The organism is Streptomyces sp. NPDC056296, assembly GCF_042268605.1.
Lineage (GTDB): Bacteria > Actinomycetota > Actinomycetes > Streptomycetales > Streptomycetaceae > Streptomyces.
Window position 1 is genome coordinate 119,674 of sequence record NZ_JBHJRX010000021.1, and the last position, 14,625, is coordinate 134,298.

The window sequence follows — 14,625 nt, forward strand, 5'->3', positions numbered from 1 at the left end:
CGTGTCGTGCGTGGTCTGGTTGCGACCCAGAGGTCGTTCCGACGCAGGAGAGGTGGTTGGTTGCACAGCAGGCCGGAGAGGCGAGGCGGGGGTGACCGGGCTGCTTCGGCCGGGCGCCTCGGCGCCGTCCGGAGAGGCCACCGCCTCAGCCGCGGACCAGGAAACGTGCGAGCTCGCCCGACCTGTCCCGATGTCACGTACCTCGCGTCTGTTTGCTCATCTTGTCGCGGGCCACCATCTCCAGCACGACCGCGATCGCGACGGCCTCCACCGCAAGCAGCGCGACCAGCACGAAGAGCTGGACCGCCCCGGCCGGCAGGGGTGAGGCTCCGCCGAGGAGCATGCCGATGAACGCGCCGGGCAGGGTGACCAGCCCGACCGTTCTGGTCTGGTCGAGTGCCGGTATCAGGGCGCCTGCGGCCGACGGCCACGCGATCTCCCCGATCAGGATGCCGGTCACGGGGATCAACGCGATGCCCCTGACCGGCAGCAGCCCGATGGCCACGAGCAGCAGGACGACCGGGAACACGGCGACGCCGATCGGTACGGCGGCCCACCACCAGGTGTGGTTGCCGGTGATGCGGCGGCCGGCCGTCCAAGTCGCCACCGCGAACATCAGGGCGACGCAGGCGAAGAGCAGCAGGGCGAGTGTGATGCCGAGGGTCGGGTTCACCGGGAGCAGGGTCGAGGCCGACGTGGTCACAGCCCCGCCCCGAGGCGGGGCACCGTCAGGGCCGGCTGGTCAAGTAGCCGCCCATGGAGGTGAAGTACTCCGTCGCGGACAACTCCCGCCCGTCCTCCGTGCGTACGCGCGTGAGGGCGAGGCCCCGGTTGCGGCCGGTGCGCGCATCGGCTCCGGCGACGATCACCACGCCGTCCCCCTCGCGGTAGAAGACGCGGCCGGGCGTACCGCCGTAGCGGCCCTGGGACACGACGGCGGCGAGGATCTCGAGTCGCCTGCCCCGGTGGAAGGTGAAGGCGCTGGGGTAGGGATCGGACTGGGCGCGCACCAGGCGCTCCAAATCCTCGGCCGGCCAGGACCAGTCGATGCGGATGTCCTCGTCGGAGCGCTTGTGGAAGAAGCTCGCCTTGGACCGGTCCTGCTTGGTGAACTCCGTCCGGCCCGCGGCGATGAGGCCGAGGGCGCCGATGGTGACCGGAGCGATGAGGTCGACCGTCTTGTGGAAGAGGTCGGTGGCGGTGTCCGCCGGTCCGACCGGCACCGCCTCCTGCCGGACGATGTCGCCGGCGTCCAGTTCGTCGTCCATCATGTGCGCGGTGATGCCCACTTCGGTCTCCCCGTTGATCAGGGCCCAGATCAGCGGGGAGAAGCCGGCGTACTTCGGCAGCAGTGAGTCGTGGACGTTGAGCGTGCCGTGGCGCGGGAGGCCGAAGATGTGCGGGGGGATCCACGTCCGCCAGTTGTTGGCCACGATGACGTCCGGGTCGGCCTCCTTGAGGCGTTCGAACAGCTCGTCGTCGTCAGGGCGGTTGCGGATCAGTACCGGCACGCCGTGCTCCTCGGCGAGGTCGGCGACGGAGTCGCTCCAGATCTTCTCGTAGGCGTGCTCGCTCACGGGGTGCGTCACGACCAGCACCACGTCGTGTTCGGAGTCCAGGAGGGCTTGGAGGGTGCGGTGCCCCCAGGTCTGGTAACCGAACATGACGACCCGCATGGGGTTCCTCCTCAAAGCAGGGGATGGCCCGGGCAAGTAAAGCAAGCCTTACCTTGGTCCGCAACGGCTGTGTACAGCACTCCAGTTGAGGGATCTTCCTGCCGGGTCGCCCTATCGACAGGGGCACGGCATTAGCTTAGGCTCACCTAAGTTTCCGGCGGCCGCTCCGTCGGCATGTCCCATTTCGGCAATCCCCCACGCCCGACAGGTGACTGTCCCGCACGATGGGAGTGACATGTCACAGGTTCTTCCTGATGACGCAACACTGGTCCACGACCTCATTGGCATCGGCTTCGGACCGTCCAATGTCGCCATGGCGATCGCGATCGGCGAGCACAACGCAGGCGCAGGCGGGCAGGAGGCGATCAGCGCTCGCTTCTTCGAGCAGCAGCCGCGCTTCGGCTGGCACCGCGGCATGCTGATCGACGACGCGACCATGCAGGTGTCCTTCCTCAAGGACCTGGTGACACTCCGGAACCCGGCCAGCGAGTTCAGCTTCCTCTGCTACCTGCAGAGCAAGGGACGGCTGATCGACTTCATCAACCACAAGAACCTCTTCCCGCTGCGGGTGGAGTTCCACGACTACTTCGAGTGGGCCGCGGCCAAGGTCGACGACATGGTCTCCTACGGTCACGAGGTCGTCGGCGTCGCATCCGTCGTCCGTGACGGAGTTGTGCACCACCTGGAGGTGACGGTCCGTTCGGGGGAGGGGCTCGAGGTCCACCGGGCGCGCAACCTCGTCATCGGAACCGGGCTGCGCCCCCTCCTGCCGGACGGCGTGGAGCGCGGCGACCGCGTCTGGCACAACTCCGAACTCCTGGCGAAGGTCGACGGGTTGGACGGCACCTCGCCGTCCCGGTTCGTCGTCGTCGGCGCCGGACAGAGCGCCGCCGAGAACGTCGCCTACCTGCACCGCCGCTTCCCCGAGGCCGAGGTCTGCGCGGTCTTCACCCGCTACGGCTACAGCCCCGCCGACGACAGCGCGTTCGCCAACCGGATCTTCGACCCCTCGGCGGTGGACGAGTACTTCGCCGCGCCCGGCGGCGTCAAACGCCGGCTGATGGACTACCACGGCAACACCAACTACTCCGTGGTGGACATCGACCTGATCGACGACCTGTACCGGCAGATGTACCGGGAAAAGGTCCTCGGCACCGAGCGGTTGCGCTTCCTCAACGTGTCCCGGCTCACCGAGGTCAAGGAGACGCCCGACAAGGTCCGTGCCACCGTCACGTCCCTCGTCACCGGCGAGGAGACTCTCCTGGACGCGGACGTCGTGGTCCTCGCCACCGGCTACAGCCCGGCCGACCCCCTCGGCCTGCTCGGCGAGGTCGCGGACCGCTGCCTGCGGGACGACGAGGGTCTCGTCCGGGTCGAGCGTGACTACCGCATCGCGACCGACCCCGACCTGCGCTGCGGCATCTACCTGCAGGGCGGCACGGAGCACACCCACGGCATCACGTCGTCCCTGCTGTCCAACACCGCCATCAGGGTCGGGGAGATCCTGGAATCGCTCCTCGCCCGGGGCCTCAAGTCCGCTTCCGACGAGGCCCGAACGGTCGCCGACGGAACCGGCACCAACGCCCGTTAGTGTACGTCGCCATGACCACGACTGCGGTTGAGCGCCCCCTGCCCAGGGGCACAACAGAGGCCCGCCGAAGGCGGGTCGTGGGTTTGGGCGCACTTGCGGTGGTACTCGTGGTCGCGGCAGCCGCGTCGCTGGCCGTGGGGGCGCGCTCGTTGAGCCCCGCCGAGGTGTGGCACGGGCTGTTCGCGGCGCCCGACCCCGATCAGCGGCTCACCGAGATCAGGCTCATCGTGCGGACCGTGCGGGTGCCCCGCACGGTCCTGGCGGTCGTCGCGGGCATCGCCCTGGGGATCGGCGGGGCACTGATCCAGGGGTACACGCGCAATCCGATCGCCGACACGGGCCTGCTGGGGGTGAACTCCGGCGCCTCGTTCGCCGTGGTGACGGGGATCGCCCTGTTCGGGTTCACCAACCCGTTCCAGTACGTCTGGTTCGCCTTCCTGGGCGCCGCGGTCGCGGGTGTCGTCGTGTTCGGGCTGTCGAGCATCGGCCGGGGCGCCGGCAACCCGTTGACGCTCGCACTGGCCGGGCAGGGCGTCACCGTGTTCCTCGCGGCGATGACCACGGCGATCGCGCTGACCGACAAGGCCTCGCTGAACGCGCTGCGGTTCTGGAACGCGGGCTCGGTGGCCGGCGTCGGGTTCGACGTCATCTGGCCGGTGACCGGGTTCATCGCGGCCGGGCTGGTGCTGGCGCTGACCACGCTGCCCGCCATCAACCTGCTCAACCTCGGTGACGACGTGGCGCGGGGGCTGGGCGTGAACATCGCGCTGAGCCGGACCGTCGGCATTGTCGCCATCACCCTGCTGGCGGGCGCGGCGACGGCGGCGTGCGGCCCCATCGCGTTCATCGGCCTCATGGTGGCCCACGTGGCCAGGTATCTGACCGGGCCGGACTATCGCTGGCTGGTGCCGTACGCGGGACTGCTGGGCGCCGTCGTGCTGCTGGTCTGCGACATCGTGGGACGCTTGGTGGTGCGGCCGGGGGAGCTGGACGCGGGTGTCCTCGTCGCGCTCCTCGGCGCGCCGTTCTTCGCGGCCCTGGTGTGGCGCGGAAAGTTCAAGAACGCGTGAACGGGGCGGATGTGAAGGTGAACCAGGCCGACGTGCGGCCACCACTGACGCCCGGCGTGCGGCTCGGACGCGTGTCGTTCGTATGGCGGCCCTGGATCGCGTGCGTGACGCTGCTGCTGGCGGCGGCGGTCTTCCTGGTGTTCTGTCTGTCCATCGGGGTCGGGGACTTCCCGATCAGCCTGCCTCGGGTGGTCGCCACCATCTTCGGCCGGGGCGAGTCGGTCGACGAGTTCGTGATCATGGACTTGCGGATGCCGCGTGCCCTCGCCGGCCTTGTCGTGGGGATCGCGCTGGGGGTGTCCGGCGCGCTCACGCAGTCCATCGCGCGCAACCCGCTGGCCAGCCCGGACATCCTGGGCATCACCAACGGCGCGAGCGCCGTCGCCGTGTTCCTGGTGACCGTCTCGGGTGGCACCGCCGCCGCGATCGTCAGCGCCGTGGGCCTGTCCGCGGCGGCGCTCGCGGGCGGTCTCGGCACCGGCCTGCTGGTGTACTTCCTGGCGTGGCGGCGCGGGATCGACGGCTTCCGGCTCATCCTCATCGGCATCTCGGTGAGCGCCGTGATGCAGGCGATCACGACCTGGCTGCTGGTCACGGCCGACATCAGGGACGTGGCCCGGGCCCAGGCGTGGTTGGTCGGCTCGCTGGACAACCGGGGGTGGAACGAGGTCTGGGTGGCGCTGTGGGGCACGCTCGTCCTGCTGGTCGTCGTGTCCTGCGTCGCGTTCCAGTTCAAGCCCATGCACTTCGGCGACGAGGTCGCCGCGGGCCTCGGCGTCCGGTACTCGATGGTGCGGGCGGTCCTGCTGCTGTGCGCGGTGCTGCTGGCCGGCGTCGCGGTGAGCGCGGCGGGCCCGGTCCCGTTCGTGGCGCTGGTGGCGCCGCAGGTGGCGATGCGTCTGGCGAGGTGCCCCACACCGCCGTTGGCGGCCTCCGCCATGGTGGGAGCGCTGCTGTTGATCGGCTCGGACCTGATCGCGCGGACGGCACTGCCGGTCTCCCTCCCGGTCGGTGTGGTCACCGCGGCGATCGGCGGCCCCTTCCTCGTCTATCTGCTGGTGCGGGCGAACCGCCGATAGCCGGTACGCCGATGGCCGGTACGCGGATAGCTGGTACAAAGTAAGGCGAGCCTAAACAAGGGGGCCTTGTGGTCGTTCAGTCCATCACCGCGGCCAAGTCCGCAGTCGACGGCGCCTCACGGCTGGCAGCCAGGGGTGTCTCGGTCGGCTACGGCGCCCGGACCGTCATCGACGAACTCGATGTGGCGATCCCGCCCGGGGTGATCACCACGATCATCGGGCCCAACGGCTGCGGGAAGTCCACCCTGTTGCGGACGCTGTCGCGGTTGCTCAAGCCGACCAGGGGAACGGTCGTGCTGGACGGCGAGGACATCGTCACGCTCAGGACCAGGGACGTGGCGAAGAAGCTCGGTCTGCTGCCGCAGGCGCCGGTCGCACCGGAAGGGCTGACGGTGTCCGACCTGGTCGCCAGGGGCCGCCATCCGCACCAGAGCTGGCTGCGGCAGTGGTCGTCGGACGACGCCGCCGTCGTGGAGCGCGCGCTGGCCATGACCGGCGTGTCCGACCTCGCCGACCGGCCGGTCGACTCACTGTCCGGCGGCCAGCGTCAGCGCGTCTGGATCTCCATGACCCTGGCCCAGGGCACCGACCTGCTGCTGCTGGACGAGCCGACCACGTACCTGGACCTGGCGCACGCGATCGACGTGCTCGATCTGGTGGACGACCTGCACGAGTCGGGGTGCACGGTGGTCATGGTGCTCCACGACCTCAATCTGGCCACGCGCTACAGCGACAACCTCGTCGTGATGCGGGAGGGGGCGGTCCTGGCGCAGGGACACCCGCGCGACGTGATAACCGCCGAGCTGCTGCACGAGGCGTTCGGGCTGCGCGCCAAGGTGATCGACGATCCGGTGGGCGATCGCCCTCTCATCGTCCCGATCGGCCGAACGCATGTCGAACTCGACCAATCCGTAACAGAGTTGCAGTAGTGAGGGTAGGCTAACCTCACTCGATCGCGGTAAGGTTTGCCGCCCTTAGACGGGGGCGCAGTGGACAGTGCGACAGCAAGGGATCTCCGGATGCTCCTCAGAACGACGCGTATGAAGTCCCGGCAGCGGTTGGCGGCGGCACTGTCCGCCGCCGCCCTCGGCGCCGGCCTCCTCGCGGGCTGCGGTTCCGACTCGAACGACTCGGCGGACAAGGCGGGCGACGACACCTCGGCCGCCGCCTCCGGCGCCTTCCCGGTCACCGTGGAGCACGCGTTCGGCACCACGAAGGTCACCGAGGCTCCCGAGCGGGTCGTCTCCGTCGGCTACACCGACGACCAGACCATCCTGGCGTTCGGCATCAAGCCGGTCGGCATGGTCGACCAGTACCCGAACCCGGCGGGCCAGAGCCCTGACATCAACACCCAGTGGCCCTGGGTGAAGGACGAGTGGGGCGACTCCAAGCCCGAGGTCGTCATGAAGAACGGCGACTCCGGCCCCAACTTCGAGAAGATCGCCGCCCTGCGTCCCGACCTGATCGTCGCGGTCTACTCCGAGATCGATCAGGCCGCCTACGACAAGCTCTCCAAGATCGCCCCGACGGTGGGCCGCACCAAGGCCGAGAAGGAGCCCTTCAGCGCTCCGTGGCAGGACAACGCCCTCCACATCGCCAAGGCGCTCGGCAAGGCCGAGGAGGGCGAGAAGAAGGTCGCGGACATCCAGGGCAAGCTCGACGCGGCCAAGAAGGCGCACCCCGAGCTGGCGAACCAGACCGCCGTCGCCCTGTCCTGGTACGAGGACTCGGTGGCGCCCTTCACCTCCACGGACGTGCGCGGACGGCTGGTGACGGGCATCGGCTTCAAGTACCAGACCGAGATCGACAAGGTCGCCGACGGCAGCTTCTACACCAAGCTCTCCCCGGAGCGTGTCGACCTCGTGGACGTCGACCGCATCTTCGTCATCAACGACAAGGCGGACCAGGACAAGCTGAAGAAGTTCAAGCTCTTCACCAACCTGGACGCCGTCAAGAACGGCAAGGTGTCGTACCTGCTGGACAGTGAGGGCCCGGCGGTCGGCGCGGCCATCTCCCAGGGCACCTTGCTGTCCATGCCGTACGCGATCGACGAGCTCGTCAAGTCGGTCGGGTAGGTGTGAGAAGCACCGACACACGCGTCGCCCCGGCCATCCTGCGCACGGCGACCGGACGCGAGGCCGGCCGATGGATCGCGGCCCACTGCCGCGAGGTGCCGTGGCTGACGGTCACCACCGTGCTCACCACGGTGGCCGGCGCGGCGCTCCAGGTGCTCCCGGTGCTGCTGCTCGGCCGGGTGGTCGACGGGGTGGTCGAGGGCGAATCGCGATCGGTCCTGGTCACGATCGGGGCCCTGATGGTGGCCGCCGCGCTGCTCGGCGCGGTGGCCACCGCGGTGTCGACCTACCTCATCGGGCGGCTGGGCGCCGACCTCCTCGCGCGGCTGCGGGAAGGCGCCGTCCGGGCGGTGCTGGGGATGCCCAGCACGCGGATCGAGGAGGTCGGCCGGGGAGACGTGCTCTCCAGGGTCGGTGACGACGTCGCCGTGATCTCCAAGGGCATCCGGACGGCCGTCCCCACGGTGTTCTCCGCGGGGGTCCTGGTCGTCATCGCCACGGCAGGCATGTTCGGCCTGGACTGGCGGCTCGGTCTCGCGGGCGCCGGCGCGCTGCCCGCGTACGCGCTGGCTCTGCGCTGGTACCTGCCGCGGTCCGCCCCGCTCTACCAGCGGCAGCGGATGGCGCAGGCCGACCGCGCGCAGGCCCTGATCAGCGGTCTGAACGGGATCGACACGGTCCGGGCGTACCGCCTCGAAGGCGCCTTCCGCGAGAAGGTCGCCACCGAGTCCTGGAGAGTGCGCGATCTCGGTATCGAGGTGTTCCGCTTCTTCGGCCGGTTCGTCGGCAGGGAGAACCGCGCCGAGTTCATCGGGCTGACCCTGATCATCGTGGTCGGGTACGCCCTGATGGAGGCCGACGCCGCCAGCCTGGGCGAGGTGTCGGCGGCCCCGCTGCTGTTCCACCGGCTGTTCACGCCGCTGGGCGCCATCATGTTCACCTTCGACGAGGCGCAGAAGTCGGGCGCGAGTCTGACCCGCCTGGTCGGGGTGCTGGGGGAGGAGGCGGAGGACCGGCTGGTGGGTGACGCGTCGGTGGCGGTGGCGGACGCCGCGCCGTACCCGGTGACGGTCGAGGGGCTGACGTTCGCCTACCCCGGCACCGAGGAGCCGGTCCTCAGGGATGTCGACCTGACGATCCCGGCGGGTGGTTCGCTCGCCCTGGTGGGGGCGACGGGCGCCGGCAAGACGACCCTGGCCGCGCTGATCGCGGGCATCGGGACACCGCAGGCCGGGTCGGTACGTGTCGGACCGACCGACCTGGCCGGACTGGACGAGGCGGGGGCACGGGCCCTCGTGAGCATCCTGACGCAGGAGACGCACGTGTTCTCCGGGCCGCTCGCCGACGACCTGCGACTGGCGGCGCCGGAGGCGACCGACGCCGAACTCGTGGCCGCCCTGCGCACGGTCGGCGCCCACGCGTGGGTCGACGCGCTGCCCGACGGGCTGCAGACCCTGGTCGGCGAAGGCGGTGAGCGCCTCGACGTCACCAAGGTCGCCCAGGTCGCCCTGGCCCGGCTGGTGTTGAGCCGCTCGCCGGTGGTGGTGCTGGACGAGTCGACCGCGGAGGCGGGCAGCGAGGGCGCCGCCGAGCTGGAACGGGCCGTGCTGGCCGCCTGCGCGGGCCGGACCACGCTGTTCGTGGCGCACCGGCTGACCCAGGCGATGGCGGCGGACCGGATCGCCGTGCTGGACGCGGGGCGCGTCGTGGAGGAAGGCACCCACGAGGCGTTGGTGGCCCTGGGCGGCCGGTACGCACGGCTGTGGCGGGCCTGGCGAGAAGGTAGTTAGGCATGCCTAAGTTAGGTTAGCCTGCCTTGATTCCTTGGAAGGGGCGTTGAGTCTTCGATGATGGAACCGACCGCTCGTCTCGTACAGCTTTCTCCCAGGCACCTGACCGACATACGCCGCCGCACCGGCGACTTCTCCGACAGGACCATCGCCGAAGCGTGCGCCATCGGGCTGTCGTACTGGGCGACGGGCCGCAGCCCCGACGGCATCGACCTCGCCCCCGGAACCCTGTTCGCCGATGTCCTCGGATGGGTCGCCAACGGCGGCGCGGCACCCAGCGGTTGGGACGTCGGAGCGGACGTACGGAGCATCTCCCTCCCGGAAGGCGTCGTACCGGACGACGCGCAGCTCACCCTCGACGACCTGGCCGACTTCCCGGACCGGCCGATCGGCACCATCCGCCCCTCCAGCAGGGAGGCGCGGCTGAAGGACCTGGCCGAGTGGAACGACACCGACGCCGACCGGATCCGCCCGACCCTGGTGGACATGTTCCGCGAACAGGCGCGGAACAGGCCGGACGCCGTGGCCGTCGTCGACGAGCACCGAGTGCTGACGTACCGTGAGACAGCCGCGCTGGCCGCCCAGTTGGCGCACCACCTGACCGAACGCGGACTCACCGCCGAGCAGGTCGTCGGCATCTCTCTGGAGCGCTCCGCCGACATGGTGATCGGGCTGCTCGGCGTGCTCCAGGCGGGCTGCGCCTTCGTGCCGCTCGATCCGCACTGGCCCGTCGCGCGCCGGGCCGTCGTCATCGAGGACGCCCGGGTCGTGGTGCAGCTCAACGCCTCGGGCGAGCACGCCGCGGGCGAACCGGAAGCCGTGGCCGTGGACCTCGGCGACTGGCGATACGCCTCCCACCCCGTCGAAGGCACCGCGGTCGGCGTCCACGGCGACTCCCTGGCCTACGTGATCTTCACGTCCGGTTCGACCGGGCGGCCCAAGGGCGCGATGATCCGGCACGAGGCGATCAGCGAGCGCCTGCTGTGGCAGGTCCACGAGATCCTGGGCTTCGGCCACGACGACGCGTCCCTGTTCAAGGCGCCGCTGTCCTTCGACATCTCCGTCAACGAGATCTTCCTGCCGCTGGTGTCCGGTGCCCGGCTGGTGGTCCTCCGACCCGGCGGCGAACGCGACCCGCACCACCTGCTGAGCGTGATCGCCGAGCAGCGCGTCACCTTCACCTACCTCGTGTCGTCCATGCTGGACGTGCTACTGGAGATGTCGGGCGACTCCGGACGGCTCGACAGCCTGCGGCACGTCTGGTGCGGCGGCGAGGTGCTGACCCCCGAGCTGTACGAGCGGTTCCGCACCCGGCTCGACATCCCCATGTACCACGGCTACGGCCCCGCCGAGACGACGATCGGTGTCTCGCACGTCATCTACCGGGACGCGGCGGAACGCCTGTCGACGTCGATCGGCAGGGCCAACCCCAACACCCGGCTGTACGTGCTGGACGACGCCCTGCGCCCGGTCCCGGTCGGCGTCGGCGGCGAACTGTACGTGGGAGGGCTCCTCCTGGGACGCGGGTACGTGGGAGCGCCCGGCCTGACCGCGTCCCGGTTCGTGGCGAACCCCTTCGCCGATGACGGATCCCGGCTGTACCGGACCGGCGACCTCGCGCGCTTCGCCCCCGACGGCTCGCTGGACTTCCTCGGCCGGGCCGACAACCAGATCAAGATCCGCGGAATGCGGCTGGAGATCGAGGACGTCGAGGCCGGCCTCGCCGAGCACCCAGGGGTCCGGCACACCTGCGTCGTCGCGAAGAAGAACGCGGCCGGCGGCACCTACCTGGTGGGGTACGTGATCCCGGCCGCGGGGCACGACGGCCTGCGGGCGGCCGACGTCAAGGCGTGGGCCGGCGAGCACATGGTGGAGTACATGGTGCCCGCCCACATCGTCGCGATGAAGGAGTTCCCGCTCACCGCGAACGGCAAGCTGGACCGGCCCGCGCTGCCCGAGCCCGCGACCGGGCAGACCCCGGTCGTCCCGCCCGCCACCGAGAACGAACGCGCGGTGTGCGCGGCGGTCGCGACGCTGCTGCAACTGGACCAGGTCGGCGTCGACCAGGACTTCTTCCAACTCGGCGGAGACAGCATTCTGGCCATCTCGCTGCTGAGCGCGCTGCGCGACGCGGGGCTGCACGTCACGGCACGGCAGATCTTCACCCACAGCACCGTGGGAGCGCTGGCGGCGGTGGCGAGCCGTGAGGACACCTCCGCCGTGGACCACCGCGACGTCGCGACCGGCCCCGTCGTGGGGTCGCCCGTCGTGCAGTGGCTCGGCGAGACCACCGACGCGATCGACGGCTTCGTGCAGTCGGTGGTGCTGAACACCCCGGCGGACCTGACCGCCGACGCCCTCGACGAGATCCTCGCCGCCGTGGTCGGGCGGCACGACATGCTGCGGGCCGAGCTGGTGCGCGGCGACCGTTGGGGCTTCGCCATCCCGGACGCGGACCGGCCGGGGCAGGCGGACCGGGTGGGCGCGCGGTGGCGGGAGAGCGACCGGCCGCTCGACGAGTGCGTCGCGCTCGCCACCGATGGGCTGGACCCCACGGGCGGCGTGATGCTGCGCGCCGTCTGGCGCCGCGAGGCACGGCAACTGGTGCTGGTGGCCCACCACGTCGTGATCGACGGCGTGTCCTGGCGGATCCTGATGGACGACCTGGCCACGGCATGGCGGCAGCTCGCCTCGGGCGACCCGGTCGAACTGCCCCCGGCCGGCACGTCGTTCCGGCGCTGGACTCAGCTGCTGGAGCGCGCGGCGTTCGACGCGGACAGCGCCTGCTTCCGGCGCCCCCTGCCGGGAGCGGACGAACCGCTGGGCAGGCGCTCCCTGACCGAGTCGGACACCGTCGCACGGGAGCGGGTACGGACCGTCTCCGTCGGCGCCGGGACCACGGCCGCGCTGCTGAGCGAGATACCCGCGAAGTTCCACGCGGGCGTCAACGACGTACTGCTGACCGCGCTCGCCGTCACCCTCGCCCGTCGGCGCCGCGACCTCGGTCAGGACCAGACGTTCGCGCACATCGAGCTGGAGGGCCACGGCCGGGAGGGACGGTTCGTCGCGCGGTCGGCCGGCTTCGAGCCGGAACTGTCGCGGACCGTGGGCTGGTTCACCACCCTGTTCCCGGTGACCGTGGACCCCGGCGCGGCCCCTGACTTCACCGCACCCGCGTACCTGACCGCCGCGCTCAAGGCGGTCAAGGAAGACCTCTCCCGGGTACCGGACAACGGCATCTCCTACGGCGCGCTGCGGTACCTGGCCCGCACCGAGTTCGACGCGCCCGCACCCCAGGTGCTGTTCAACTATCTGGGCCGCTTCGACGCCGGCGCAGCAGGCGACTGGCAACTCGCAGGGACCACAGGGCAGTTGGGCGAGAAGCGAGATCCGAGGATGCGCCTGCCTCGCGCCCTGGAGTTCAACGCGATCGCGGAACCCGCGTCGACCGGCGAGTACGAGCTGGTCACCACCATCTCCTGGCCCGACGGGATGTTCACCGACGAGGACGTCGCGACGCTCGGCGAATACTTCCGGGAGGCCCTGGCCGGGCTGGCCGCGCTCGACCGGGGCGGCCACTCGCCCAGCGACTTCGGACCGGTGCCGCTCACCCAGGCCGACGTCGACGCCCTGGACGGTCCCGCCCTGCGGGACATCCTTCCCTTGACCCCGTTGCAGGAAGGCCTGTACTTCCACTCGGTCTACGACGACGACTCGACGGGCAGCTACGTCGAACAGCAACTGCTCACACTGGACGGCGAGGTGGACGCCGATCGGCTCGCGGCGGCGGCCACCCGCCTGCTCACCCTCCATCCGAACCTGGCGGCGCGGTTCGTGGCCCTCGCCGACGGCCGTGTGGTGTCGGTGCTGGAGAGCGCTGTCGAGGCGCCCTTCACCACGCTGGACCGCCCCGGAATCACCGACGACGAGATCCGCGACCACGCCGAGCGGGACCGCCGCGCCGGCTTCGACCTGGCCACCGGCCCGCTGATGCGGTACACGCTCATCCGCGGGGGCCCCGGACGGAACGTCCTGGTGCAGACCGTGCACCACATCATCGCCGACGGCTGGTCGGTGCCGCCCATGCTGCGCACACTGCTGGCCGAGTACCACGCGCCGGGAAGCGTGTACGTGCTCGGCGGCTTCCCCGACCACGTCCGCCGGCTCGCCGGACGCGACGACGACGCGAGCGACCGGGCCTGGCGCGAGCAGCTCGCCGAGCTGCCCGGTCCCTCGCTGGTCGCCGAGGGGCACACCCCGTCGGACCGGTTCGCGGACACCGCCGTGGAGGCCGAGGACGACATCGACGCCGCCGTCCGGTCGGCCGGCGTACCGCTGAGCGTGGCCGTGCACAGCGCCTGGGCGGTGACGCTGGGCGGCATCCTGCACGGCAGGGACGTGGTCTTCGGTTCCACGGTGTCCGGGCGCGACGCGGACGTGCCCGGTATCGAGGACATGGTCGGTCTGCTGATCAACACGATCCCCCTGCGCGCCCGATGGACCGGCACCAGCACCGCACGCGACCTGCTCGACTCGGTCAGGGCACACCAGAGCGCGGTGCTGCCGCACCAGCACGTCTCGCTGGCGGGGATCGCCCGCCGGACCGGCACCGTCTCACTGTTCGACACCCTGGTGGTGTTCGACGTGGCGACCGACGTGGCCGGCCTGCGGCGGCCCGGCGACACGCTGGTCATCACCGGCATCGTGAACGAGGGCGCTCCGCACTACCCGTTGACGCTGGTCGTGGAGCGCACGCCCGGCGGCCGCCCGCGCTTCAACCTGATCTACGACGCCGAGCTCCTCCGGGAGGCGAGCGCCCAGGAGATCCTGCACACCTTCACCCGGACCCTCACCGGCCTGCTCACCCGGCCGGACGCCCTGGTCGATGACCTGACCTCCGAGGGGACCTCACGGCGCACGGAGCCCATCACCCCGACGACCCTGGCCGGCCTCTTCGACGCCGCCGCACACCGGGACCCGGCCGCCACCGCCGTCACCCAGTGCGGTCTCGACGGCGGGACCCGGTCCCTGACCTACGGCGAACTGACGGACGCGAAGGACGCGCTGGCCTCGGCGCTGCGCGGGTCCGGCGTCGGACCGGGCAAGCGGGTCGCCGTCGCCGTCCCGCGCTCCGTCGAGCAGGTCGTCGCCCTGGTCGCGATCGTCAGCGCGGGCGGCGCCTACGTGCCGCTGGACCTGGCGTACCCGGACGAGCGACTGGAGTACATACTCGCCGACGCCGCTCCGCAGGTCGTCTTCGTGGACCCGGAGCAGCGCGAGCGCTTCACGCGGCTGCTGGCCCGGGCGGGCGTGCCGGCCCGTGTGCTCGTGCAGGGGGAGGTGC

Annotated in this window: 9 protein-coding genes; 7 read left to right on the plus strand and 2 right to left on the minus strand. The window is 70.8% G+C overall.

The window, feature by feature from the left end:
- Positions 1 to 193: 193 nt before the first annotated feature.
- On the minus strand, positions 194 to 616 hold the full coding sequence (locus ACFCZF_RS17810) for an ABC transporter permease (RefSeq protein ID WP_376672458.1): 423 nt from the start codon (positions 614 to 616) through the stop codon (positions 194 to 196).
- Positions 617 to 728: 112 nt separating this feature from the next.
- Positions 729 to 1,676: a methionyl-tRNA formyltransferase gene (locus ACFCZF_RS17815; RefSeq protein WP_376672450.1), complete on the minus strand. Its 948-nt coding sequence runs from the start codon at positions 1,674 to 1,676 to the stop codon at positions 729 to 731.
- A gap of 235 nt (positions 1,677 to 1,911) precedes the next feature.
- On the opposite strand from ACFCZF_RS17815, the gene ACFCZF_RS17820 reads away from it, so the two are divergent.
- The 7 genes from ACFCZF_RS17820 to ACFCZF_RS17850 all read left to right on the plus strand — a co-directional run.
- On the plus strand, positions 1,912 to 3,267 hold the full coding sequence (locus ACFCZF_RS17820; protein WP_376672451.1) for a lysine N(6)-hydroxylase/L-ornithine N(5)-oxygenase family protein: 1,356 nt from the start codon (positions 1,912 to 1,914) through the stop codon (positions 3,265 to 3,267).
- Positions 3,268 to 3,278: 11 nt separating this feature from the next.
- A complete protein-coding gene (locus tag ACFCZF_RS17825) occupies positions 3,279 to 4,337 on the plus strand; it encodes a FecCD family ABC transporter permease (RefSeq protein WP_376672452.1) in 1,059 nt (352 codons plus the stop codon).
- Positions 4,334 to 5,416: a FecCD family ABC transporter permease gene (locus ACFCZF_RS17830; RefSeq protein ID WP_376672453.1), complete on the plus strand. Its 1,083-nt coding sequence runs from the start codon at positions 4,334 to 4,336 to the stop codon at positions 5,414 to 5,416. The genes ACFCZF_RS17825 and ACFCZF_RS17830 overlap by 4 nt, the downstream gene beginning before the upstream one ends.
- A gap of 68 nt (positions 5,417 to 5,484) precedes the next feature.
- A complete protein-coding gene (locus tag ACFCZF_RS17835) occupies positions 5,485 to 6,345 on the plus strand; it encodes an ABC transporter ATP-binding protein (RefSeq protein ID WP_375909200.1) in 861 nt (286 codons plus the stop codon).
- 90 nt (positions 6,346 to 6,435) lie between these two features.
- A complete protein-coding gene (locus tag ACFCZF_RS17840) occupies positions 6,436 to 7,491 on the plus strand; it encodes an iron-siderophore ABC transporter substrate-binding protein (protein WP_376672454.1) in 1,056 nt (351 codons plus the stop codon).
- A gap of 2 nt (positions 7,492 to 7,493) precedes the next feature.
- Positions 7,494 to 9,281 carry an ABC transporter ATP-binding protein gene (locus tag ACFCZF_RS17845; protein ID WP_376672455.1) on the plus strand — a complete coding sequence of 596 codons (1,788 nt, stop codon included), beginning with the start codon at positions 7,494 to 7,496 and terminating at the stop codon, positions 9,279 to 9,281.
- A gap of 57 nt (positions 9,282 to 9,338) precedes the next feature.
- Positions 9,339 to 14,625: amino acid adenylation domain-containing protein (locus ACFCZF_RS17850; RefSeq protein ID WP_376672456.1), on the plus strand; the 5,287-nt coding region annotated here is incomplete at its 3' end.

Coding starts and splice junctions, on each gene's coding strand:
- ACFCZF_RS17820 (WP_376672451.1), top strand. CDS start 1,912: ATGTCACAGGTTCTTCCTGATGACGCAACACTGGTCCACGACCTCATT.
- ACFCZF_RS17840 (WP_376672454.1), top strand. CDS start 6,436: ATGCTCCTCAGAACGACGCGTATGAAGTCCCGGCAGCGGTTGGCGGCG.
- ACFCZF_RS17810 (WP_376672458.1), bottom strand. CDS start 616: ATGTTCGCGGTGGCGACTTGGACGGCCGGCCGCCGCATCACCGGCAAC.
- ACFCZF_RS17815 (WP_376672450.1), bottom strand. CDS start 1,676: ATGCGGGTCGTCATGTTCGGTTACCAGACCTGGGGGCACCGCACCCTC.
- ACFCZF_RS17825 (WP_376672452.1), top strand. CDS start 3,279: ATGACCACGACTGCGGTTGAGCGCCCCCTGCCCAGGGGCACAACAGAG.